This is a genomic window from Kocuria sp. ICS0012 (genome assembly GCF_001665945.1).
Taxonomy (GTDB): Bacteria; Actinomycetota; Actinomycetes; order Actinomycetales; family Micrococcaceae; genus Kocuria; species Kocuria marina.
Genome location: NZ_LZMM01000019.1, coordinates 81,974 through 104,042 on the forward strand (window position 1 = coordinate 81,974; position 22,069 = coordinate 104,042).

20 protein-coding genes are annotated in these 22,069 nt (G+C 67.7%); 6 read left to right on the forward strand and 14 right to left on the reverse strand.

Annotation, left to right across the window (positions count from 1 at the left end):
- Nucleotides 1-69: 69 nt before the first annotated feature.
- Both nirB and A5728_RS13330 read left to right on the forward strand, forming a co-directional pair.
- Entirely contained in the window at nt 70-2,652 is a 2,583-nt protein-coding gene (gene nirB / locus A5728_RS02075) for a nitrite reductase large subunit NirB (RefSeq protein ID WP_064845467.1), read from the forward strand.
- Entirely contained in the window at nt 2,649-5,051 is a 2,403-nt protein-coding gene (locus tag A5728_RS13330; RefSeq protein ID WP_082943166.1) for a uroporphyrinogen-III synthase, read from the forward strand. The genes nirB and A5728_RS13330 overlap by 4 nt, the downstream gene beginning before the upstream one ends.
- Before the next feature lie 94 nt (nt 5,052-5,145).
- Here the strand turns inward: A5728_RS13330 and A5728_RS02085 are convergent, their stop codons facing one another.
- A complete protein-coding gene (locus tag A5728_RS02085) occupies nt 5,146-5,775 on the reverse strand; it encodes an LLM class flavin-dependent oxidoreductase (RefSeq protein WP_231885460.1) in 630 nt (209 codons plus the stop codon).
- A gap of 498 nt (nt 5,776-6,273) precedes the next feature.
- Nucleotides 6,274-7,566, reverse strand: a complete 1,293-nt coding sequence (locus tag A5728_RS02090; protein ID WP_197493055.1) for an MFS transporter — start codon at nt 7,564-7,566, stop codon at nt 6,274-6,276.
- 175 nt (nt 7,567-7,741) lie between these two features.
- Between A5728_RS02090 and A5728_RS02095 the strand changes: the two genes are divergently transcribed.
- Nucleotides 7,742-8,215, forward strand: coding sequence for a MarR family winged helix-turn-helix transcriptional regulator (locus tag A5728_RS02095; protein ID WP_082943167.1), 474 nt, complete (start codon nt 7,742-7,744; stop codon nt 8,213-8,215).
- Between the two features lie 24 nt (nt 8,216-8,239).
- On the opposite strand, the gene A5728_RS02100 is transcribed toward A5728_RS02095, so the two are convergent.
- Complete coding sequence (locus tag A5728_RS02100) at nt 8,240-9,301, reverse strand: helix-turn-helix domain-containing protein (RefSeq protein ID WP_064845469.1); 1,062 nt, start codon at nt 9,299-9,301, stop codon at nt 8,240-8,242.
- A gap of 140 nt (nt 9,302-9,441) precedes the next feature.
- On the opposite strand from A5728_RS02100, the gene A5728_RS14670 reads away from it, so the two are divergent.
- Both A5728_RS14670 and A5728_RS02110 read left to right on the forward strand, forming a co-directional pair.
- Complete coding sequence (locus tag A5728_RS14670) at nt 9,442-9,735, forward strand: hypothetical protein (protein ID WP_064845470.1); 294 nt, start codon at nt 9,442-9,444, stop codon at nt 9,733-9,735.
- A gap of 76 nt (nt 9,736-9,811) precedes the next feature.
- A complete protein-coding gene (locus A5728_RS02110; protein WP_064845471.1) occupies nt 9,812-10,660 on the forward strand; it encodes an alpha/beta fold hydrolase in 849 nt (282 codons plus the stop codon).
- A 28-nt stretch (nt 10,661-10,688) separates the two neighbouring features.
- Here A5728_RS02110 and recQ read toward each other — a convergent pair whose 3' ends face one another.
- Nucleotides 10,689-12,539, reverse strand: a complete 1,851-nt coding sequence (gene recQ / locus A5728_RS02115; protein WP_064845472.1) for a DNA helicase RecQ — start codon at nt 12,537-12,539, stop codon at nt 10,689-10,691.
- A 505-nt stretch (nt 12,540-13,044) separates the two neighbouring features.
- Here recQ and A5728_RS02120 point away from each other — a divergent pair.
- Complete coding sequence (locus A5728_RS02120; protein WP_064845473.1) at nt 13,045-13,548, forward strand: FBP domain-containing protein; 504 nt, start codon at nt 13,045-13,047, stop codon at nt 13,546-13,548.
- A 72-nt stretch (nt 13,549-13,620) separates the two neighbouring features.
- Here the strand turns inward: A5728_RS02120 and A5728_RS02125 are convergent, their stop codons facing one another.
- From A5728_RS02125 to A5728_RS02170, 10 genes are all read right to left on the reverse strand, one after another.
- A complete protein-coding gene (locus A5728_RS02125; RefSeq protein WP_064845517.1) occupies nt 13,621-14,970 on the reverse strand; it encodes a threonine/serine exporter ThrE family protein in 1,350 nt (449 codons plus the stop codon).
- A 125-nt stretch (nt 14,971-15,095) separates the two neighbouring features.
- Nucleotides 15,096-16,403, reverse strand: coding sequence for a replicative DNA helicase (dnaB, locus tag A5728_RS02130; RefSeq protein WP_231885474.1), 1,308 nt, complete (start codon nt 16,401-16,403; stop codon nt 15,096-15,098).
- A gap of 307 nt (nt 16,404-16,710) precedes the next feature.
- Nucleotides 16,711-17,016, reverse strand: coding sequence for a hypothetical protein (locus tag A5728_RS02135; protein ID WP_231885461.1), 306 nt, complete (start codon nt 17,014-17,016; stop codon nt 16,711-16,713).
- 162 nt (nt 17,017-17,178) lie between these two features.
- A complete protein-coding gene (gene rplI / locus A5728_RS02140; protein WP_035962847.1) occupies nt 17,179-17,628 on the reverse strand; it encodes a 50S ribosomal protein L9 in 450 nt (149 codons plus the stop codon).
- 20 nt (nt 17,629-17,648) lie between these two features.
- The gene (gene rpsR / locus A5728_RS02145; RefSeq protein ID WP_012399405.1) at nt 17,649-17,885 is read right to left on the reverse strand and encodes a 30S ribosomal protein S18; all 237 of its coding nucleotides are present in this window, start codon (nt 17,883-17,885) and stop codon (nt 17,649-17,651) included.
- A gap of 66 nt (nt 17,886-17,951) precedes the next feature.
- On the reverse strand, nt 17,952-18,596 hold the full coding sequence (locus A5728_RS02150) for a single-stranded DNA-binding protein (RefSeq protein ID WP_064845475.1): 645 nt from the start codon (nt 18,594-18,596) through the stop codon (nt 17,952-17,954).
- Between the two features lie 123 nt (nt 18,597-18,719).
- Nucleotides 18,720-19,025 (reverse strand): 30S ribosomal protein S6, encoded by a 306-nt coding sequence (gene rpsF, locus A5728_RS02155; protein ID WP_012399407.1) that lies wholly within the window; start codon nt 19,023-19,025, stop codon nt 18,720-18,722.
- A 129-nt stretch (nt 19,026-19,154) separates the two neighbouring features.
- Nucleotides 19,155-19,574 carry a TM2 domain-containing protein gene (locus tag A5728_RS13335; RefSeq protein WP_082943174.1) on the reverse strand — a complete coding sequence of 140 codons (420 nt, stop codon included), beginning with the start codon at nt 19,572-19,574 and terminating at the stop codon, nt 19,155-19,157.
- A gap of 50 nt (nt 19,575-19,624) precedes the next feature.
- On the reverse strand, nt 19,625-20,794 hold the full coding sequence (locus A5728_RS02165; protein ID WP_064845476.1) for a hypothetical protein: 1,170 nt from the start codon (nt 20,792-20,794) through the stop codon (nt 19,625-19,627).
- 9 nt (nt 20,795-20,803) lie between these two features.
- Nucleotides 20,804-22,063 (reverse strand): glycosyltransferase 87 family protein, encoded by a 1,260-nt coding sequence (locus A5728_RS02170; protein WP_064845477.1) that lies wholly within the window; start codon nt 22,061-22,063, stop codon nt 20,804-20,806.
- Nucleotides 22,064-22,069: the final 6 nt, after the last annotated feature.

Sequence of the window (22,069 nt, forward strand, 5' to 3'; positions counted from 1 at the left end):
AAAGTGACAACGGCCGGGTGACATTCGATTTCTACCGTGGAGACACGTTCCAACTCCTAGGAGAACCCCATGCCCGAACTCATCAACATCCGCGACCTCCCGACCTCCGTGTCTGAACGCAGGGTCGTGGTGGTCGGCGCGGGGCCCGCAGCACACCGCTTCGTCACGGCCCTGCGCGGGCGCGGCGACCGCAGCGACGTCGTCGTCCTGGGAGAAGAAAGCGTGGCTCCCTACGACCGCGTCAACTTGGCCAAGCACTGGGACCCGGACCACGATCTGAGCCTCACCAACGTGGGTATGTGGAACGAACGGACCCACCTGGTCACCAATGCGTGGGTCAACAGCATCGACCCGGAGCGCAAGAGCGTGCACGTCAACGGTGAGACGGAACTAGCCTACGACGAATTAGTGCTCGCGACCGGTTCGGCCGCCACCATGCCTCCGTTGCCCGGCAATGACCTGGCCGGAGTCTACGTCTACCGCACCGTGAACGATGTCGATCGGATGCGGGCCAACGTTGAGGCCCTCAGTAGCGCCCGCGGCCCCGAGAAGCCGCCCCAGGCCGTGGTGATCGGCGGCGGACTGCTGGGTCTCGAGGCCGCCGGCGGGTTGGTCAAGTACGGGTTCGAAACCCATCTGGTGCATTCGCGGGACTGGCTGATGTCCTCGCAACTGGACGAGGGCGGCGGGCGGACCCTGAACCGGGCCATCGAGCAGCGCGGGATCGAATTACACCTGGGACAGCGCCCCAGCGCGGTGCTGCCCGCCGCCGCGGACCCGTCCACCGTGGGCGGGGTGGCGGTGGGCGAGGATCTGATCGAGGCGGACCTCGTGGTGTGGGCCATTGGCATCACGCCCCGTGACGAGCTGGCCCGCGACGCCGGTTTGGAGACCGCGCCCAACGGTGGCGTGCCCATCGACACCGCGTGCCGCACCGCGACCCCCGGGATCTGGGCGATCGGTGAGGTAGCCAGCTTCGACGGAACGTGCGTGGGCCTCGTGGCACCGGCCAACGCCATGGCCGAGGTGGTGGCCGCGCAGTTGACCGGCGGTGACGACGAATTCACCGAGATCGACGACGCCACCAAGCTCAAGCTCCACGGCCTGGACGTGGCCTCCTTCGGCGACTCGCTGTCCCGGAAGAGCGGGACCCTGGACGTGGTCATGTCCGACCCGGTCGAGGGCGTCTACCAGAAACTCGTCCTTTCCGACGACGCCAGGACCCTGCTGGGCGGGGTGTTCGTGGGGGACGCGGAACCGTACGCGAGCCTGCGCGCGCTGCTGGGCCGCCAACTGCCCGGAGCGCCCAGGGCCTATCTTTCCGGCGGTGGCGACGTTCCCGACGCGGAAATGCCCGACGATCTGGTGGCGTGTTCGTGCAACAACGTGACCGTGCACGAGATCAAGCAGGCCGTGGGTCAGGGCTGCCACGACCTGGCCTCGGTCAAGAAGTGTTCCAAGGCCGGGACGCAGTGCGGATCGTGTGTGGGACTGGTCGGCAAGATCATGACCAAGGAAATGGAAGGCGCCGGTCTCGAAATTTCCAAAAGACTGTGCGAGCACTTCGAACTGTCCCGTCCCGAGCTGTTCGAGGCCATCAGGTTGTCCCGCCTGACGAGCTTCACCCAAGTCATCGAGAAAATCGGGACAGGCCGCGGTTGCGACATCTGCAAGCCGGTTGTCGCCAACATTCTGGCCACCGCCTTCCACGAGCACGTGTTGGACGGCGGCCGCGACGGACTGCAGGACACCAACGACCGTGCTCTGGCCAACATGCAGAAAGACGGCACGTATTCAGTGGTCCCGCGCATCCCCGGGGGCGAAATCACCCCCGAGAAGCTCGCGGTGATCGCCCAGGTGGCCAAGGAGTTCAACCTCTACACCAAGATCACCGGTGCTCAGCGGATCGACCTGTTGGGCGCGCGCTTGGAGCAGTTACCGCAAATCTGGCAGCGGCTGATCGACGCGGGCATGGAATCCGGTCAGGCCTACGGAAAGTCGCTGCGCGCGGTCAAGTCCTGCGTGGGTTCGGCGTGGTGCCGCTACGGCGTGCAGGATTCCGTGGGCATGGCCGTGCATTTGGAGAACCGATACCGCGGACTGCGTAGCCCGCACAAGCTCAAGATCGGCGTCTCCGGGTGCGCCCGTGAGTGCGCCGAGGCGCGCGGCAAGGACGTGGGGGTGATCGCCACGGACAAGGGCTGGAACGTCTACGTGGGCGGTAACGGCGGGTTCACCCCCCGGCATGCGGAACTGCTCGTGAGCGACGTCGATGACAGGATGCTGGTCAAGGTCATCGACCGGTTCTTCATGTATTACATCCGCTCCGCCGAGCGGCTGCAGCGCACCGCACCGTGGGTCGAGTCCTTGGAGGGCGGCATGGACCATCTCCGCGAGGTAATCCTGGAGGACTCGCTGGGGATCTGCGACGAACTGGAATCGGCCATGGGCGATCTAGTGGCCGACTACCGCGATGAGTGGGCCGAAACCCTCAACGACCCGGTGAAGCTGGCGCGTTTCACGCCGTTCATCAATGACCCGCAGGCAACGGACGAGACCATCGTGCAGGTGCCCGAGCGCGGGCAGGTGCGTCCGGCGACCGCCGGTGAGCGCGTGATGATCTCCGGGCCGACCATCGGGATCGGTGCATGAGTGATTTCGACTGGAACGGTTGTCCGGTCCTGCTCGTGGGAACCGGCCCGGCCGCGCCGCTGGAGGTCGCCCGGCTGATCCGCGCCGGTGCCAGGGTGAGCGTTGCGGGCACCGCGGAGCAACTGTGTGCCCGCGGGGATGCGCTGGCTAGGGTGGCCCGGCGGCTGGGTGTGAAAGCGGACCCGGCCCGGGAATCGGTGCGCACCGCGTTGGAAGCCTGCACCTTCGTGGGCGCGGAGGCCGCGGACTTCGACGCCGACGCTGCAGCGTCCGGTGCCGCGGCCGTGGTGTGCGCCGCCGACGACGCCGCGGAGACCAAGCGGTGGCGTGCCTTGAGCAGGAGGCACGGCAAACCGTTCTCGACCCTGCGCTCGGGCAGGCCCGGTGTGGCCCTGGTGGGTGGTGGTCCCGGTGACCCGCAGTTGATGACGGAGGCGGCCCGGCAGCACCTGATGCGGGCGGACGTGGTGCTCTACGACAAACTGGCACCCACCGCGGTGCTCGAGCAACTGTGCCCGGGAGCCCTGCTGGTGAACGTGGGTAAGGACCCCGGCCATCACAAGATGCCCCAATACTTGATTGAACGGGCCCTGGTGGAGTTCGCCCGCGCCGGGGCGTGTGTGGTGCGTTTCAAGGGCGGGGACCCGTTCGTGTTCGGCCGCGGCGCCGAGGAACGGCGGACCCTGCAGGGGGAGGGCATCGAGGTCACTGTGGTCTCCGGGATCAGTTCGAGTATCGCGGTGCCCGCGGCTGCCGGTATCCCGGTCACGTGCCGCGGCATCAACCGCTCCTTCACCGTTATCTCCGGTCATGAGGTGCCCGCTCCCGACGAGCTGGAAGGCCTGGTCAAGGTGGGCGGCACCCTGGTGGTGCTCATGGGGTTGGCGCACCTGCCCGAGCTCATGGCCGGTCTGGTGAAGCACGGCCTGGATCCGGAATTGCCCGCCGCGGTGGTCGAAAAGGGTTCCACACAGCGGCAGCGGGTCTTTGCATCCGCAGCGCGCTCCATTGCGCGTGTGGTATCCGACGAGGGAGTGAGCTCCCCTGCGATCGTCGTGCTGGGGCACGTGGTCGAACTGGGCGATGACCTCGCGCGGTTGATCGAGAGAGTTTCAAACGAGCGCTCAGAAGAGTCTGAGCCACTGAAGTCTCCGCTCACACGCGGGCCCACCGCGGAACCCGCAGCCGAAATTCGGGACGGCGGGATCCCGGGCCGGGGGATTCGCGATGGTCGGATTCAGGAGGAACCTGGGACGGCGTCGTCGACGGTCAAGGCGAGCGAGAAGGTGCTCGTGGCTCCGTCGGATTCCCTGACCGGCTTCGTGATCGCTGTGACCGCCTCACGCCGGGCCGAGGACCAGGCGGAGGCTTTCGAACGGCGCGGCGCCACCGTGCTCAAGGCGCCTACCATGCGCATCGTGCCCACCGAGAACGACGAGACGCTGCACCGGGCCTCCGCCCAGGTGATCGAGGACAAACCGGGGGTGCTGCTGGTCACCACGGGGCACGGTGTGCGCGGATGGTTCGAGGCTGCGGAGGCCGGTGGAACACGATCCCAACTGTGTGCGGCGCTCGAGGGCGCTGACATCCTCGTGCGCGGAGCCAAGGCCCGTGGGGCCATCAAGAGCCTCGGGCTCGTGGAGCAGGGGGTTGCATCGCAGGATTCTACGAGCTCCCTGGTGGACCTGGCACTGAGCCGCGGCGTGGCCGACAAACACGTGGTGTTCCAACAACACGGGGCCGTGGACCACGCACACGTGGAACGCCTCGAACGCGCCGGCGCGCGCCTGACCGTAGTCCAGCCCTATCGATGGGAACAGCCCCGTGATGTGGCCGCAGTCTCCCAGCTGATGCTGGCAATCATCAAGGAACACGTCAACGCCGTGACCTTCACCTCCGCCCCCGCGGTGGAAGCGCTATTCGAACGCGCCCAGAAGGAAGGGACCATGGAGCCATTGCTCGAAGCACTGCGTCACCGTGTGCTCAGCGTGGCCGTGGGGCACGTAACCGCGGAGCCGTTGCAGCGGGCGGGAATCACACCGCTGATCCCGGACCGCCCCCGCATGGGGTCCCTGGTGCGGGCACTGACCACCCACCTGGAAAGACAGACCGTGGACCTGCCGCACACGCCGTTCGGACAGGTCACCCTGCGCGGCGCGCATCTGCTGTGCGGGGAACGCCGCGTGGAACTGCCCTCCCACCTGGCCAACATCACACGCGTGGTGATGCAGGCCGCAGGGGACTTGGTGACTCGCCAGTCCATCCGCCGTGAAGTGCCCGCGGCGCCCAGCGACCACGCCATCGACATGGCCATATCCCGGATCCGAAAACTCACCGGGGAACCCAAACTGATCCTTACGGTCTCCAAGATGGGATTCCGGGCCAACGTGAGCCTGTGACACAGCGGGGGCCGTGGCCGTGGTTGCGTCCTTGGCGCCCGCTTCCACGCTTGCGGTCCTTGCGTTGGGAGGTCCCGGTGTGAGGTCTGGGCGCTCACAAGGTGGCGGCGACGGCGGCGGCCAGCCGCGCATCAGAGGTGTACAACGCGGTCGTGTCGAAGGTCGAGGCGGTGCTCATGATCTCGTCCGCGCCGGTACGCACGAGCAATTCACTGATTGCGCTCAAAACCTGGTCCTCGGTCCCCGCGATCACGGGGGCCAATGCCTTGGCCACGTTGCGTTGCTGCCGTTGCGTCAGGGAATCCGGTAGCGACGTCGTCGGCTCGAGCGGCGGAAAAGCTCCCGTGAGGCGCGATTCGGACATGGCCCACGCTTCGGGCAGAGAGAGTTCGCGCGCCTCGGAGGGAGAATCCGCAACAAAGATCTCCGTGGAAGCGATCAGGTACGGCTCGTCCAGTTGCTCGCTGGGGCAAAAGGTGGAGCGGTACTCGTCGAAGGCCTCCGGCCCGGCGGTGAGCAACGGTCCACCGACCACCGCCGGCAGACCCAGGCGCGCCGCGATCTTCAAGCCACTTCCGGTCCCCAACACGAATAGCGGGATGTGGCCGTTGTGGGCCGGGCGCATCGTGATATCCGCCCTGCCGGTCAGGTATTCGCGTACGGCTTCAATGGCGGATGCGAAGTCTTTCGGTGGCGCGGACATGGTGCCCAGGGCCCTGCGCACGGGCTCAGTGAACCCCAGGGAACGCCCAAGTCCAAGGTCGAACCGTTGCCCGTGCAGGGCCTGACTCGTGCCACTTGAGAGCTCCTGGCTGACTTGGCCGGTGTTGTCGCTGGTCAGGGTCCTGTGGCGGGGGTCGGCGACACACTAATCGGGTGGGTAGGGTCGGACCGTGGTGTTCGTGCGTAAGGTCCGGACGGCGTCGGGGGCGACGGCGGTGCAGATCGCTGAGCGCCGGGGCGGGCGGGACAAAGTCCTCGAGCACCTGGGCTCAGCGCACACCGGTGACCTGGGTCGTGGGGTCATGTCGTCCTCCTGCTGAGCTGTGTAAAGCGTGCTTGACTATAGTCAAGCACGCTTTACACGCGTCGACAAGAGCCCCGCACCCAGCACCCAGGCGCCAGCACACGCCCACCCGGCCCCGCGGCGTCGTCGCCCCCGCCCAGCCGCACAACCAAAAGGGGCCCGCGGCACACGCCACGCGCCCCGAAAGAGCGAACCTCAGTCCACCACGAGCCGCCCCCGCTTGGCGTGCGGGTGCCGGCCGTGCACCGCGTGGTACAGCACAGCGGCAACGACTACCAGCACGGCGAGAACCGCGTACATGGCCCCGAAACCGGCGGCGGAGAGCAACAGACCCAGAATCACGGGACCCACGCCCACGCCCACGTCCATGAGCAACAGCAGCGTGGAGATGCCGGTGCCCAGCTTGTGGGCGGGCACCGCGCTCACGGCGATGGCCTGCGCGGCCGGCATGAGGGTGCCGTAGCCCAGACCGGTCATGGCGCCGGCCACGACCACCTGCCAGTCCTGGTTCGCCACCGCCAGGATGCCCAGGGCCACAGCGAAGCAGACGAGGCCCAGGTAGACCACCACGTTGTCGCCGCGCTGGTCCTGCACCTTGCCCAGCACCAGGCGCATGATCAGCATGGCCACGGCGTACGCCACGAAGAACAGAGCCGCGCCGGTGGTGACTCCGCGGACCTCGGCATAGGCGTTGAGGTAGGTGATGACGCCCGCGTAGCAGACGCCCACCACCAGCATGAAGGAGCCGATGGGCAGCACTGCCGGGTGGGCGATGTCGCTGAGCGAGAAGGCGGCGCGCTGCTTGTCCATCTCCTGGTTGGCCTGGGCCTCACGCTTGACCAGGGGCTCCCGCAGGAAGACACCCAGCACCAGGCCGAGCACGGCGGTGACGAGGGTCGTCCAGAACAGCCACGTGTAGTTCAGCGAACCCACCAGGAAGAGCCCCAGCGCGGGCCCCACCGCAGTGGCCAGCGTAGTGCCCAGCGCGAAGTACCCGGTGCCCTCGCCGCGGCGGGAGTCGGGGATCACGGACTGCGCGATCGTCATGACGGCGGTGCTCGCGAACGCGTACCCGAAGCCGTGCAGCAGACGCACCCCGATCAGCACGGGCAGAGACCCGGCAGGCAGGTACAGCGCGCACGCGACCACCACGACCACGAGCGCGATCAGCAGCATCTTCCGGCGGCCAAGGATGTCCACGAGGTATCCGGAGACCAGCCGCGCGACGGTCGCCCCCACCACGAACGCACTGGACGCGAAGCCGCCCACGGCGTCCGAGGCGGCAAAGCTCTTCACCGCGTACAGCGCCATGGTGGTGACCAGCATGTAGAAGGTCAGGTACTGCAGGAAGTTGACCACCCACGCCACCACGAACGTGGGCGTGACCAGCCGTGCCGGGCCCGCCGAGTGCGCGGGACCGGGCGTGGCCTGCTCCACCACAACCGGCAGTTGACCTGTGGGAACGTCGTCCTTCGCGTCGACCGACACGGGCACCTCCTGGAGTTTTTGGGTTTGTATAGTGCAAGATATTACCCCAGGATTTGTATTATGCAATTATTGCCGACGACCCCGCTCCCCTGCTTTTCCGTCCCGCCTACCGTTGAGAGCTGCCACGGCGGCAGCCCCTCGGAAGCCGTCCACCCGGGGATGAAAGGATGGAACCGTGCACAGCGATGACTCAGTGAGCGAACTCGTCTACGAGAACATGCTGCTCTCGAGATACGCCCTCCAGGGAGCACCACCCCAGTCCCGCCGGGAGGCGCTGGACCGCAGCTCCACCGTGCTCCTCGCCCGTCTGCAGGCCGGCGGCCCCATGAGCGTGGCCGAGCTGGCTCAGTCCTTCGGCCTGGACATCTCCACCGTCCACCGGCAGGTCGCAGCCGCCATGAAGAGCGGTCTGATCGAGCGCATCAAGGACCCTGAGGGCGGCGTCGCCAAGAAGCACCAGCCCACCGAGGAGGGCGTGCACCGTCTTGTGGAGGAACTGGAGGTCCGCCGCGAGTCCTACCAGCGTTTCATTGCGGACTGGCCGCAGGAGGACGTCACCGCGCTGGCCCGTCTCACCCGCCGCTTCAACGAGAGCGTGGAGGCCACCCTCGGCCACAGCTGGCCGCGCGACTACCCCACCGAGTCCTAGCGCACGACGCCGCCCGGGCCGTCCTCAGCACCCCTCCACCTCCGCGATCAGCAGCGCCACGTGCAGGGACGTCCGCGACTCCGGATCGTCCAGCGACACCCCCAGCCTGCGTTCCAGCCGGGCCAACCGCCCGTAGAGCGCCGGGCGGGAGAGGTGGATCCGCTGGGCCAGCAGGCTCTTGTTCCCGCCGCACGCCAGGAACTGTGTCAACAGCTCACGGTCCTCGTGGCGCTCCACGTCCAGGACGCTCCCGAGTTCCGCGCGCGCGAACATCTGCACGCGCTCGTCCCCGCGCAACATCGCGAGCAGCCCGCGCAGCCGCACGTCCTGTGCGCGGAAGCACCGCCGCCGCGCGGAACCGGAGCGCACAGAACCGGACCGGGCGGCGTCCTGCCGTGCCGCGCGGTCCGCCACGGTCCCGTCCTGCGAGGGGCCACCTTCCGCGCAACCGTCCCGCGCGAGCAGGGACACCGCGGCCTCCGCGATCATTCCGGCCTCGTCCAGGCGGGCGGCCGCGCCAATCATCCCCGACTCTGGATCGGAGACCCCCGCGAGCACCCGCCACGCTCCCTCCAGGCGCTGCTCCGCCGCCGTAAGCACCCGTTCCACCACGGCGTCCTGAGGGGTGCGCGCGGCCAGCGGCACCAGCACGGCCGCGGAGGCAGCGCCAAGACGGCCAGCAAGCGCCGTCGTGCGCTCCCGGCCCAGCGCCCACGCGAGCGCATCGGGCACGGCGCCGCCGCCCTGGTGCTCGCCCAGCGGACCCGCCCCCGGGCGCTCCCAGCGCACGACCACTGGCAGCCACGCGGCCGGGGCCGCCTCGCTCAGCACCCCGTGGCGCAGCACGCCGATCCCGAGTTCGTGCGCACGCCGCCGCGCGGAGTCCTCGTCCACGTTCCACGGGCGCCGAAGCTCGTGCAGCAGGGCGGTCTCCGCCTGGCGCTTCTCATTGCGGCGGCTGCGCTCGGACAGCAGCGTGAGCGCCACCGCCTGCCCCGCCCGCTCCAGCACGGTGGCGCGCAACGCGGGCCCGGCACCCCGCGGCTCGGCAGACAGCCACCCGACCGTCTCCCTCGCGACCACCACGGGAACGGTCCCCCCCTGTCCTCCGGTGACGACGACGCCGCACGCCGCCGCCACACGACCTCGGCACCCAGTAGCCGCCCGGCTTCCGCAACGATCCGCTGGACCGGGGCAGCCTCCAGGGTCAGCTGGGTGAAGACCTCGTGGATGCGGCGGTCCGTCTCCAGCTGCTCGAGCTGGCGCGCGGCGATCCGGCGGTGCACCTCCTGCGTGACGGCCACGAACCGCACTTGGCGGCTCAACAGGTACACGGGCAGCTCCCGGTGAGCGGCCGCCGCGCGCAGCACCCGCACCACGGGCTCCCGCCCGGAGAGCACCTCGACCGCGAGCGCTCCGGTGAGGGCGCCATGGACAAGGTCGTGCTGATCGGACTGGCCGTGGTCGTGGCACCGTTCACCGTCCTGGCCATCATTGGGCGCGTCATCGGGGGCTTCTAGACCCGCTCCGCCGCAGACCCACCCCAGGTCCGGGGCCACGGCTGACGAGCCCCTCCGTGCGTCATAGGGTGGAGGCATGACTCGGATCACCAGCTTCACGCGACAGGGACTCACATTCGACGTTCTCGACCAGGGCCCGGAGGACGGCCCCGTGGTCCTGTTGCTGCACGGTTTCCCGCAGGATGCCCGCGGCTGGGACGACGTCGCCGCACGGCTGAACGCGCAGGGGCTGCGCACTCTCGCCATGGACCAGCGTGGGTACTCCCCGGGCGCCCGACCCACCGAGCTGGCCGCGTACCGCCGCGAGGAGCTCTCCGGGGACGCGCTGGCCCTCGCGGACGAGGCCGGAGCGGAGCGGTTCCACCTGGTGGGCCACGACTGGGGTGGGGTGCTCGCCTGGGACATCGCCCAGCGCGCACCGGAGCGGGTGACCTCGCTGACCGTGCTGTCCACCCCGCACCCCACCGCGCTCGGGCACGCGCTCAAGACCCCGGACCAGGTCAAGAAATCCTGGTACATCGGCATGTTCCAGATCCCCGCCGCACCGGAGCGTCTGCTCGCCGGTCGCGTGGGAACCCTCACCCGCCGTGCGGGCATCCCCGAGGAGGCCGCGGAACGCTACGGGCGTCGCTTCGCCACCGCGGACGACCTGCGCGGGCCCATCAACTGGTACCGCGCTATGCTGCGCAAGGACGGCGTGACCGGTAAGAATGCCGGAAACGGCATCATCACCATGCCCACCACGTTTGTGTGGGGCAACCGGGATCCCGCCCTGGGCCGAACGGCCGCCGAGGAGACCGAGGTGTACGTGCACGCGCCGTACGAGTTCATCGAGCTCGATGCCGGGCACTGGCTGCCCGAGCGCGAGGCCCCCGCGGTGGCCGAGGCCATCGTGGACCGCATATCCTCCGTCACGTCCGACTGACGCCGAACGGCCGGGGCAGTTCTCACCGTCAGGACCCCGGGGAGCCCAGCACCTCCAACACGGCGTCCCCGTACTCGGCGAGCTTCTTGGCGCCCACTCCGCTGATGCCGCTGAGCTGCGCGGTCGAGGCGGGGGCGGCCTCCACGATGCCGACGAGCGTGGCGTCCGAGAACACCATGTAAGGCGGGATCTGCTTCTCCTTGGCCACCGATGTCCGCCACTCCCGCAGCGCCTCGAAGGTCTCCTTCGCGGCCTCGTCCAGGGTGTCTGCGGCCCGCGAGCGCCCGCTGCCCCCGCTGCTGCGGGCGCGTCCGTTCGCGCGCGCCGTCGGCGCCCTGTCCACCGCCAGCTCCAGGGCGCCCTCACCGCGCAGCACGGGTCCGGCCTCCGGGCCGGGAACGAGCACGCCGAAATCACCGACGGCCTCCACGACCCGGCGGGCAAGCAGCTGCCGCAGTACCGAGCGCCACTCCCGCTCGGAGAGGTCCTGCCCGATCCCCCACACGCTCAGCTCCTGGTGGCGCGACGCCTCCGTGCGCTCGTTGCTGCGGCCCAGCAGGATGTCGAAGACCTTGCCGGAACCGAACTGCTCACCGCGTTCGCGTTGCAGCCTGATGAGCGTGGACAGCAGCTTCTGGGCGGGCACGGTGGCGTCCCAGACCTTGGGCGGGTTCAGGCACGTGTCGCAGTTGCCGCACGGCTCGGAGTCCTGGCCGAAGTACCGCAGCAGCTGCACACGACGGCAGTCCGTGGTCTCGCACAGGGCGAGCATGGCGTCCAGGTGCGAGCGCGCATTGCGTTTGTGCAGGTCAGATCCGTCTCCCTGGTCGATCATGCGCCGCTGGTTGACCACGTCGCCCAGGCCGTACGCCATCCATGCCGTTGCGGGCATACCATCGCGGCCGGCGCGGCCTGTCTCCTGGTAGTACCCCTCGATGCTCTTGGGCAGGTCCAGGTGGGCGACGAAGCGGACGTCCGGCTTGTCGATGCCCATGCCGAACGCGATCGTGGCGACGACGACGATTCCCTCCTCCCGCAGGAACCGCATCTGCGTGTCCTGGCGCACTGCGGCGTCGAGACCCGCGTGGTAGGGCATGGCGTCGACCCCGCGGGCGCCGAGCCACGCGGCAGTGGACTCCACGCTCTTGCGGGACATGCAGTAGACGATGCCCGCCTCCCCCGGGTGCTCCGACTGGATGAGCCGCAGCAGCTGGTCCTTCGCGCGGTCCTTGGACTCGATCCGGTACTGGATGTTGGGGCGGTCGAAGTTGGAGACGAAGTGCCGCGCGTTCTCCATGCGCAGCCGCTCGGTGATCTCCTGGTGGGTGGCCCGGGTGGCGGTCGCGGTGAGTGCGATGCGGGGAACATCCGGGAAGGCGTCCGCAAGCACGGACAGCCCCATGTAATCGGGGCGGAAGTCATGCCCCCACTGGGAGACGCAGTGCGCCTCGTCGATCGCGAACAGGGCGATCGGTGCGCGCTTCAGCAGCTCAACGGTGCGCGGCAGGATGAGCCGTTCGGGGGCCATGTAGAGCAGGTCAATGTCCCCGGCGAGAAGCTGCCGCTCCACCTCCTGCGCCTCGTAGGGCTCCAGGGTGGAGTTGAGGTACGCGGCGCGGATGCCCACGGCCTCGAGCGCGGCCACCTGGTCCGCCATGAGCGCGATCAGCGGGGAGACCACCACGCCCGTGCCGTCCCGCAGCAGGGCGGGGATCTGGTAGCACAGGGACTTGCCGCCGCCGGTGGGCATGAGCACGACCGCGTCCCCGCCGGCCACCACCTGCTCGATGATCTCCGCCTGCTCCCCACGGAAGGCGTCGTACCCGAAAACCTCCTGTAGGACACCCAGGGATGTGGTGGCTGTGGCGGAGGAAGTCATGCCTCCAGGGTAGGTGCTGAGTACTGGAGCTCAGGGCGCGGGGAGTCCAGGTGTGCAGGACGTCTCAGCGGTGAATGATCGTCGGGGGCAGGCCCGGCCCATGGAACCGCAATGGGTGATGGTGGCTCGCGGGATGTCGGCCAGCGGTGGTGGGGAACCCGTCGGTGGATCTAAACTGCCCCCGTACGTTTTCGAGATCCACAGCCGTGGAGGGACGAGGCTTTCGTGCGTCAGGGGGTTGCCGGCTTCTTCAACGCCGGCACTAGACAGCGCTGACCGGACGCGGCGGGTGAAGACCACCCCGTCGTGCGCTTTCACCCGCCCCTTTCCACCTCCCCGCGGCGACCGCGCTCCACGAGCGCGCCGAACGCCGTCGCCCTCCCGCAGCACGCGGCACGACGACGCCGCCCGCACCCACCGCACTCCTTGGCACCCGGGTGCCCGCGCGCCGTCCTGACCCGCACGTGGCAGGCAGGGGGAGACCATCCTCGAAGGACCAAAGAACATGAATACGCATACAGAAACCGAGATCCGCAAGAGCTTCGTCAACTGCTCCAAGGGCGCTGCACAGCGCATCAACATCCCGCAGGACGTGCTCCACGGGGACTGGGAGTCCCAGATCTTCCTGGGCTGGTACGACCCGAAGTCACCGCGGGCGGGCTACGTCGTCGTCGAGACCGAGCACGGGCTGCGCGGGTTGGTGCTTGAGAAGAGCGCGCAGAAGGCGAGCGGTGGCGCACGTATGTGCCAGATCTGCCTGACGTTGCACCCGGCCAGCGGCGTCTCACTGGTGTCGATCCAGCGTTCCAAGACCGCGAAGGACCGCTACAACTCCGTGGGCACCTACGTGTGCTCGAACCTGGCGTGCAGCGACTACACGCTGGGGCGCCGCAAGCCCGAGGGCATCCGGCAGATGGAGGAGACCATGAGCCCGGAGGAGCGCGCCGATCGCGCGCTCGCCAACATGCGCGGGCTCGTGGAGCGCGTGGCCGAGGCCATGGGGAAGTAGCGGCCTCCGCGGCGGGGCGGACGCGGGCAGGACCCACCCCGCCGCCAGGCGCGCAGCGCGGACCGCCCCGCGTCAGCTGGTGAAGGGCTTGGAGAAGATCGGAACCATGATGTCGCTGAAGTTCTCCTCGTTCGCCATCTCGCGGCGGAACTTCTGGCCCGGGTGGTGACGCACGAACTGGCGACGCCGCCCGGCCCAGAGGATCTCGGACGCCACGTACTGCCCGAGCATGCCGCCCATGCACAGGCAGAACGCGGTGATGGCAGCCTCGAGGACGTTCTCCCCGGCGTCTTCGAGGCCGAAGATCACGCCCAGGACACCCTGGTAGACGAGCATTCCCGGGAACAGCGGGAGCAGGACGACCATGAGCGTGGCGTTCGAGGCCAGGTTCAGGGCGCGGGTGAGGGTGACGCTCAGGATGCCCGCGACGATCGAGGCGATCAGAATGGCACCGAAGGAGCTGATGCCCACGGCTGTGATGGCCAGGACACCCAGCTGCACCAGACCACCGAAGAGTCCGAGGGACACGAGCTTCCAGCCGCGGCCGCCGGAAGCAAGGGCGAAGCCGGCGGAGACCACGGCCGCACCCAGGATGGAGAGCGCCCAGCGCGAGTCGTCCATCTTGAGGGTCTCGATGTAGTCCACGGAGTCCCCCACAAGCGACTGCATCGCGTGGATCCCGATGGTCACACCGGCCACCAGACCGGCAGTGCTCGTGATGGCCTCGAAGATGCGCCCGGAGGCGGAGACGTACCACCCGGTGATGACGTCGTGCACCGCACCGTACGCGGCGATCCCGGCGAGCCACGCGGCCAGCGCGGCCACGATGCAGACGGCCGTCTGAGTGATGTCGAAGAGCACCCCCGCCACGGTCGCCCCCAGCACCGCGGTCAGCCCCCCGGCCGCCAGGCTGAAGACCTCGGGGGCCTTGACGCGCTGGACGAGGGCGTAGACCCCGTAGACGGCCGCGGAGACGATCCGGGCCGTGATGGCGGTGGGCCAGCTTCCGCCCAGGATGAGAGCGAACCCGACACCGAACATCCCGAAACCGGTCACCGTCAGACGGTGGCCGATGTGCCGGGACTCCGCGAGGATCTCGTCCATGCGCTGGATCCCCTCCTCTGCAGAAATCCGGCCGAGCACGAAGTCCTCCAGCACCTCGCCCGTGTCCGTGCGCAGCTGGATGTCCAGAGTTCCGGGCTGGGACTCGAACACGCGAGTGCTCGGCGCCTTGTCCGGCGCATCCTGGTGGCTGATGGTCACCTGCCCCAGGCCCACGCTCACCGTGACGTCCCGCAGGTCCGTCTTGCGAAAAATCGACAGCACGGACTTGGTGGTGTTGGCGGACCCGGCCCCGCTGCGGATCAGGGCGTCCGCAATCTGGAAGGCGAGTTTGTAAGCAGCCTGTTCAGTGGTAAGCACCGACAAAGCGTAGTGGGACGGGCCGGTTACGGGCGAGGTGGGTGCGATCCCAGGGGGTGGGAGGTTGGACGCAAGGCGCAGCTCGGCTTGCCCGGAACGCAGCACAAGACGGGGAGCTGAAGACTTTAGAACCCCTCCAGCGCCATGTTCGCAAACCGTGAGTAGTGACCCTGGAACGCCACCACGATCGTCTTGGTGGGGCCGTTTCGGTGCTTGGCCACGATCACGTCCGCCTCACCGGCGCGCGGTGACTCCTTGTCGTAGACGTCCTCGCGGTGCAGCAGGATGACCATGTCCGCATCCTGCTCAATTGACCCCGATTCACGCAGGTCACTCACCTGCGGCTTCTTGTCCTGGCGCTGCTCGGAACCACGGTTCAGCTGGGACAGCGCCACCACGGGCACGTCCAGCTCCTTTGCCAGGAGCTTGAGCGCACGCGAGAACTCGGAGACCTCCTGCTGGCGGGACTCCACCTTCTTGCCAGAGCTCATGAGCTGCAGGTAGTCCAGCACCACGAGCTTGAGGTCGTGCTTCTGCTTGAGCCGGCGGCACTTGGCGCGGATCTCCATCAGGGACATGTTGGGAGAGTCGTCGATGAACAGGGGCGCCTCGTTCATCTTGCCCATGATCTGCGCGATCTTGGCCCACTGCTCGTCCTGCAGGGTGCCCGCACGCAGGTCCTGCATGTTCAGGGTGCCCTCCGCGGAGAGCAAGCGCATGGCGATCTCGTTGCGGCTCATCTCCAGGGAGAAGATCACGGACGTCATGTTGTGCTTGATGGACGCGGAGCGTGCCACGTCCAGGGCGAGCGTGGACTTACCCATGGCCGGACGCGCCGCGATCACGATCATCTGTCCGCCCTGGAACCCGTGGGTGAGCTCGTCCAGTTCGATGAACCCCGTGGGCACACCCTGCATCCCGGAGCGGTTGCCTGCGGCCTCGATCTCGTCCACGGTGGCTTCCATGACGTCCTTGAGCGGGACGTAGTCCTCCGCCGTGCGCCGCTCGGCCACCTGGTAGATCTCGCCCTGGGCCTCGTTGACGATGTCGTCCACTTCACCGTCGTGCGCGTAGCCCAGCTGCACGATCTTGGTCCCGGCCTCCACGAGCCGCCGCAGCACCGCGCGTTCCCGCACGATCTCCGCGTAGAACCCCGCATTGGCGGCCGTGGGCACGGATGCGATCAGCGAGTGCAGGTACGCGATCCCCCCGATCCGTTCGATCTCACCGTTCTTGGTGAGCTCGTCCCCCACGGTGATCGCGTCCGCCGGTTCGCCGCGCCCGTACAGGGAGACGATGGCGTCGTAGATGTTCTCGTGCGCCGGCTTGTAGAAGTCCACGCCCCGCAACACTTCCACCACGTCCGCGATGGCGTCCTTGGAGAGCATCATCCCGCCCAGCACCGACTGCTCGGCCTGGTTGTCGTGCGGCATGGTACGGCCGTAGTCCTCGCGCGGCCCGGACGAATATTCCGACACCCTCACTCACTTTCCTTGCAGACGAATGCGCTCACCTCGAGCGGCGCACCCGTTCATTCTCCCACCGCTCTCCGACCCCCATAGTCGCCCGTGCTCGTTGCAGATCCGGGCGCTGAGTAGACGACGACGAGCGGCCCGGTGGCGCGCCGTCGTCGTCCACGGCCTGTGGAAAAGTACGTGGAAAACATGTGGAACACGCCGTGCAGTGCTGTGCACAGGCTGTGGAGAGATCTGTGGAAAACCCGTCGCAGCTGTGGGTAACTCACCCGAGCAGCGCGAAGAAGAGCAGCCAGAGCAGGGGCGATGTCACGATGGCCAGGAGCAACACCAGAACGTAACGGCCCCGCAGGGCCGGGAAGGCCACGGTGCCCGCAATGCCTAGGATCAATGCCACAAGGGACGCGACCACGCTCAGGATGAGGCCAGCCACCAGGACGACCACCGCACCGCGCGGCGCCAAGGAATTGCCGGCGAGGAACGCCCCCAGGAAGAACACCAGGGTCAATGCCACGCACCCCAATGCCACCCAGAACAGCGTACGGCCCGTGCTCAACCTGCGTGCGCTCATGATCATGACCGGCATCCTCCCACGGTGCTCTGCGCGATCTCTGGAAGCCCGAGGACGGCAAGAACCCCGTGGAACGAGCGTTCCACGGGGTTCTCATACATCACCCGCGAGCCCCGCGAACCACGTGAACAGTTCAGGGGCCCGGATGCACTCGAGGTGCGATCAGGCGGGGACGACCTCGAACTCCACGTTCGCGTTGACGTCCTCGTGCAGGTGGATCACGGCCTGGTACACGCCGGTGGTCTTGATGCGCTGGGTCAGGTCCACGCGACGCTTGTCGATGGAACCCAGACCGGCGGTCTCGACCGCGGAGGCGATGTCCCCGGCGCGGACCGTACCGAACAAGCGACCCTCGGCACCGGACTTGACCGGGACGGTCAGGGTGGTGGAGGTCAGCTTGGCGGCGAGAGCCTGGGCGTCCTCGAGGGAGGACAGCTCACGGGCCGCACGAGCCTGCTTGATGGAGTCGATCTGCTTCTCGGCGCCGCGGGTCCACGGAGTCGCGAAGCCGCGGGGGAACAGGAAGTTACGGGCGTAGCCGTTCTTCACGTCCACCACGTCGCCCGCGGAACCGAGCCCGGAGACTTCCTGGGTCAAAATGATCTTTGCCATGAATTCTCAGTCCTCTCTGATCAGCGGCCGGCGCCGGAGTAGGGCAGCAGTGCCACTTCACGAGCGTTCTTGATCGCCTGGGCGATCTTGCGCTGCTCCTGAACGGACACGCCGGTCACGCGGCGAGCGCGGATCTTGCCGCGATCGGAGATGAACTTACGCAGCAAGGCGACGTCCTTGTAGTCGATCTCGGTGACGTCGGCCGCCTTGAGCGGGTTCTGCTTCGGTTTCGGCTTGCGAATTTCAGCCTTGGCCATCGTGGTGCTCCTTTTCTGGTGCGGAGCCCGCAGGCGTACCTGCGGGATGGGTTGGAATGGTTGTGTTTAGAAGGGGGGCTCGTCCTCGGCGCCGGTTCCCCAGTCGTAGTTCCCACCGGAGGACTGACCCCAGGGATCGTTGCCCTGCTGACGCGGTTGCTGGCCCCCGCGGCCGCCCTGGTTCCCGTTGAACCCGCCGCCCTGGTTGCCTCCGCCGGGGTTGCCACCACCCTGGTTGCCGCCGAAGCCGCCACCCTGGTTGTCGTTGAAACCGCCCTGGCCTCCACCGATGCCGCCCTGACCGCCGCCGAAGCCTTGGTTCCCGCCGTAGGAGTTGCCTCCGCCGCGCGAGTTCCGGTTGATCTTGGCGGTCGCGTACCTCATGGAGGGGCCGATCTCGTCCACTTCCAGCTCGGTGCTGGTGCGGCGCTCCCCTTCCTTGGTCTCGTACGAGCGTGCCTTGAGCCGACCCTGGACGATCACGCGGGTTCCCTTGGTCAGGGACTCCGCCACGTTCTCGGCAGCCTCACGCCACACCGAGCAACGCATGAAAAGGGTCTCCTGATCCTTCCATTCGTTGCTCTGCCGGTCGAAGGCGCGCGGGGTGGACGCAACGGTGAAGTTGGCCACGGCGGCTCCGGACGGCGTGAAGCGCAATTCGGGGTCTGCAGTCAGATTTCCGATCACTGTAATGACGGTGTCGCCAGCCATGTGAACCTCCGGATTCTGTGGACGCTGGATGCGAGACTCAGTGGGGTGAAAAGCATCTCACGGGGACTCTCAGAGCCCGCGGTGAGTGCGTGCTGTGCAGCCCGGGTGGGCCGCACGCTCACCTCACTTGCCGTGGATCTTCTGCTCTTCCGGACGGATGATCTTGGTGCGCATCACGGCCTCGTTGAGGCTCAGCACGCGGTCCAGTTCCTTGGCGGTCTGCGGCTCGGCGGTGAAGTTCACCACGGCGTAGATCCCCTCGGACTTCTTCTGGATCTCGTAGGCCAGACGACGACGGCCCCAGATGTCGAGCTTGTCGACGGTGCCGTTCTCCTTGGTGACGACCTCGAGGAACTTCTTGAGGGTCGGCTCGACGGCGCGCTCCTCCACCTCGGGGTTGAGGATGACCATCAGTTCGTATTCACGCATGTAAAGAACCCACCTCCTTCGGGCTAAGCGGCTGCGGTCCTTCCGCAGCAGGAGGTTCTGTGCGTATGTCGGTGCCGGCAGCGATCGGCGCACGGCACACAGACTTCCCCACTTTACTACAACGGGGGCTCAGTAGCCACCGACGCGTCGGGCCAATCGAGCGTTGAGCGCGCCCACGCGCAGAGGGATCACGAACAGGTCGATCAGCATGAGCAACCACAACAGACCCAGGAAGAACCAGCCGATCAGGATCCCCACGGTGAGCCACCCGATCGCGGAGAGCACCAGGTAGAAGATCCCTTGGAAAGGCTGGGCCAGGTAGAACTTGTGGACGCCGAAGTTGCCCAGGAAGAACCACAGGACATAGGCCAGCACGATGGACCTGCCGCCCACCACGTTGACGTTGACCGGCTGACCAACGGGGCGCTGGTGACCCCACCCGGGCACGGTGCCTGCGGGGCCGAAGCCGGCGCCCTGGCCGTAGCCGCGGGACGGCTCGTCGCGGCGCGGTAGCGGTTGTGCCGTGTAGTACTCCGGTTCGTCGGCCATGATGAACCCCTGTTCCACTCCCCGGTTGCCTTGATGCAACCGCTCCCATCCTAGGCGCGCTGGCTGGCCCTCTCCCGCTCGGTCAGCGTCGAGCGCAACTGCACGTCCGTGTCCAGGTCCTCACCGTTGGTCCGGACCGTCACGTCGATCCCGAAGCCCACGGTCCCCGAGTGCTGCCGCCCGTTCTGCAGCCAGGTCACGGTGGCCACCGCGGGGCGGAACCGCACGGCGTGGAAGGCCAGGGGATCGTCGTCATCCTGTGCCAGGAGCAGTGACGGGCGGGACTGCAGTTCCCACCGAATGTTGGACACGCCCGGCGGGACCTCCGTGGGAGCCCCGGTGGGTGAAGCACTGGGCGAGGCGGAGGGTGACGCCGCGGGCCCGCCTCCCAACTGCGCGGGCAGCGGGCACTGCGCAGCGTCGAAGCGCAGCACGCGTTCGCATTGGCCCACGGCGTCCTGAACGGCCCGCTCCGCGCCCTCCCACATGTGCGGCGACGCTGTGAAGTCCAGTTCGACCGCGGCGGACCGGGGATCGCTCATGGATATTTCCGCGGAGGCATGTTCGCTAGCCAGGAGATACGAGTCCTCGGGCATCGCGATGTCGTAGACCCCGGGCAGGCCCTCGAACTGCCACGTGCGCGCGGGTGACCCGGGATCGGAAGGGTCCGTGGGGAAGAGCTCGGAACCGTTCGGACGCACCTTGTTGCCGTTGACGGACGCCGCGTCCACCGCCGCGGGCAGTCGGACGTCCACAATGGCGTTGTCGCGTTCCACCAATCGCCACGAGTCGTTGAAGGGGCCCCAGGACGCCACCTTCTCGACCGTGTACTCACGGTGCACGGTGGAACCGTCCCCCAGGTGGATGTCCACCCCCACCGCGGCGTGTTCCCCGTGCTTCTGGACCCCCACGAAGTCGTGGCCCTGCGGGCGGTTTGCGGCATCCCGGTACACCCCGTTGGACAGCAGCTGCGCCAGGGGGCGGTCCCCGCCGATCAACAACGGTGCGAGGACCTGACGGGAACTGCCGCCCTCGAGGTACCCCAGGTACCTGCCCACGGGAGCCTCGGGATCCCGCGAGACCAGGAAGTAGTTGGCGAGCGCGGCCCACACGGTGGACGCGACCGCGACGAACACCAGCACGAGCAACAGGGGTAGGCGGAGGGAACGCCAGGACGGCAGCCTCAGACGAGCGAGGGTCTCGGAATCGCGCGGTGCCATGCCGGGTTCTTACTGGACCGCGGACGCGCCGAGCGCCGCAGCCTTGCGTCCCCGGAACATGTCCACCACAACCGCCGCCACCAGATAGATGAGAAAGACATAACGTACTACGGCCAATATATCTTGGGCACTCCAGCCGAATTCCTCGACCCACGGCAGGGTAGGCCATGCCGAGGCCGGCAGCACCACGGTGGCCCAGTAGAGCACTTCCACCACCTGCCACAGCCCGAACTCGATCCAGTTGCGACGGCACAGGATGACGAGGGGCACGAGCCACACCACGTAGGTCAGGGAGTACTCCTTGGCCAACAGGATGTAGAGCGCGAGCAACAGGAACGTGATCTGCACGGCCGAGGGCTCCCGCTTGCTGAGCAGCGCGATCAGGAGCACGAACACGAGCGCCAGGATCATGCTCAGCAGGACGTACTGACCGTCCGCGCCGGTTCCCAGGGACACCCCGGTGCGCGGTTCAACGGTGGAGCTCCACACGTTCCACAGCGAGGGTTGTTCGGTGTCGGAGCGCACCATGTCCCCGAACTGGGCCCGCCAGCGGTCCCACGCCGTGATCATGTACGTCCCGTTGATCAGGGCCCACGCGACCACGGCCCAGATGAACGCGGAGAGGATGTCCTTGAGGAACCGGTGACGCGCGGCCATGATCAGGATCGCGAGCAGCACCACCACGGGGAAGAACGCCACGGAGGCACCGAAGCCCACCATGATCCCCGCGAGCGCCGGGTTCCCGCGTACGTAGCCCAGCAGGGCGAGCATCATGAACAGCACGGCCCACAGGTCCCAGGACTGGAATCCCACGAGCACGATCACGGGGGCCAACGCCATGACCAGGGCGTCGGAGCGCCGGTTGCCGCTCAGCGAGGAGACCACGCCCACGATGGCCAACCACACGAGGGCCAGAAGGATCAGGGAGAGGTCCAGGTAGAAGCCCTGCCCCACGTCCAGACCTAGCAGGGAGGTCAGGTTGGAGGCGAACCACCCGATGATCGTGGTGATCATCCCCACGAGCACCGGCTGATCCCCCGTGGGACCCCCGGTGAAGAACCCCCCGGCCACGTCCGACGAGCGCACACTGAGATCCCCGGTGCCGATCACCGTGGCACACAGCTCGGGAACCTGCTGGGCCATGTTCCAGTCCGGTACCCGGCACGGGATGCGCAACAGGTAGGCCATCATGACCGTGTACAGGCCGAGGCCCAGCAGCATCAGACCGGCATTGCCTCCCGATCTGTTGCGCGCACCTTCCAGGCTCATGCGGGA

Coding starts and splice junctions, on each gene's coding strand:
- nirB (WP_064845467.1), top strand. CDS start 70: ATGCCCGAACTCATCAACATCCGCGACCTCCCGACCTCCGTGTCTGAA.
- A5728_RS13330 (WP_082943166.1), top strand. CDS start 2,649: ATGAGTGATTTCGACTGGAACGGTTGTCCGGTCCTGCTCGTGGGAACC.
- A5728_RS02110 (WP_064845471.1), top strand. CDS start 9,812: ATGACTCGGATCACCAGCTTCACGCGACAGGGACTCACATTCGACGTT.
- recQ (WP_064845472.1), bottom strand. CDS start 12,539: ATGACTTCCTCCGCCACAGCCACCACATCCCTGGGTGTCCTACAGGAG.
- A5728_RS02120 (WP_064845473.1), top strand. CDS start 13,045: ATGAATACGCATACAGAAACCGAGATCCGCAAGAGCTTCGTCAACTGC.
- dnaB (WP_231885474.1), bottom strand. CDS start 16,403: ATGCCGCACGACAACCAGGCCGAGCAGTCGGTGCTGGGCGGGATGATG.
- A5728_RS02135 (WP_231885461.1), bottom strand. CDS start 17,016: ATGAGCGCACGCAGGTTGAGCACGGGCCGTACGCTGTTCTGGGTGGCA.
- rplI (WP_035962847.1), bottom strand. CDS start 17,628: ATGGCAAAGATCATTTTGACCCAGGAAGTCTCCGGGCTCGGTTCCGCG.
- rpsR (WP_012399405.1), bottom strand. CDS start 17,885: ATGGCCAAGGCTGAAATTCGCAAGCCGAAACCGAAGCAGAACCCGCTC.
- A5728_RS02150 (WP_064845475.1), bottom strand. CDS start 18,596: ATGGCTGGCGACACCGTCATTACAGTGATCGGAAATCTGACTGCAGAC.
- rpsF (WP_012399407.1), bottom strand. CDS start 19,025: ATGCGTGAATACGAACTGATGGTCATCCTCAACCCCGAGGTGGAGGAG.
- A5728_RS13335 (WP_082943174.1), bottom strand. CDS start 19,574: ATGGCCGACGAACCGGAGTACTACACGGCACAACCGCTACCGCGCCGC.
- A5728_RS02165 (WP_064845476.1), bottom strand. CDS start 20,794: ATGGCACCGCGCGATTCCGAGACCCTCGCTCGTCTGAGGCTGCCGTCC.
- A5728_RS02170 (WP_064845477.1), bottom strand. CDS start 22,063: ATGAGCCTGGAAGGTGCGCGCAACAGATCGGGAGGCAATGCCGGTCTG.